Here is a 746-nt window from a genome sequence, read left to right on the forward strand (position 1 = left end):
CAGAACAAGTCGGCTCCTGTTTAGTTACGAGCGACATTGCTCCGTGTATTCACTCGTTGGAATGAATACACAGTGCAGTGTTTATTCTGTTATTTATGCCAAAAATAAAGGCCACTATCAGGCAGCTTTGTTGTTCTGTTTACCAAGTTCTCTGGCAATCATTGCCGTCGTTCGTATTGCCCATTTATCGACATATTTCCCATCTTCCATTACAGGAAACATTTCTTCAGGCTTAACCATGCATTCCGATTGCAGCTTGCATCCATTGCATCGCTTGAATTGTCCACACCATTGATTTTTATCAATAGTCGTAGTCATACGGATAGTCCTGGTATTGTTCCATCACATCCTGAGGATGCTCTTCGAACTCTTCAAATTCTTCTTCCATATATCACCTTAAATAGTGGATTGCGGTAGTAAAGATTGTGCCTGTCTTTTAACCACATCAGGCTCGGTGGTTCTCGTGTAACCATACAGCGAGAAATCGGATAAACTATTACAACCCCTACAGTTTGATGAGTATAGAAATGGATCCACTCGTTATTCTCGGACGAGTGTTAAGTAATGAACCTCTGGAGAGAACCATGTATATGATCGTTATCTGGGTTGGCCTTCTGATTTTAAGCACAGATAACTGGCATGAATATGTTAATGAGAGAATAGGTATTCCTCATGTGTGTCATGTTTTCGTCATTGCTCTTGCATTTGCGCTAGCATTTACTGTGCATCGATTATCAGATAGTGAC

The 746-nt window shown here is 40.9% G+C and carries 1 protein-coding gene and 1 pseudogene; one reads left to right on the plus strand and one right to left on the minus strand.

Annotation, left to right across the window (positions count from 1 at the left end):
* Nucleotides 1-117: 117 nt before the first annotated feature.
* Nucleotides 118-318 (minus strand): antirestriction Ral family protein, encoded by a 201-nt coding sequence (locus BHE97_RS19610; protein ID WP_000213975.1) that lies wholly within the window; start codon nt 316-318, stop codon nt 118-120.
* A gap of 209 nt (nt 319-527) precedes the next feature.
* On the opposite strand from BHE97_RS19610, the pseudogene BHE97_RS19615 reads away from it, so the two are divergent.
* A pseudogene (locus tag BHE97_RS19615) lies at nt 528-746 on the plus strand (super-infection exclusion protein B); the annotation flags it as partial.

The organism is Aeromicrobium sp. PE09-221 (assembly GCF_002174305.1).
Classification (GTDB): Bacteria; Actinomycetota; Actinomycetes; order Propionibacteriales; family Nocardioidaceae; genus Aeromicrobium.

Coding starts and splice junctions, on each gene's coding strand:
- BHE97_RS19610 (WP_000213975.1), bottom strand. CDS start 318: ATGACTACGACTATTGATAAAAATCAATGGTGTGGACAATTCAAGCGA.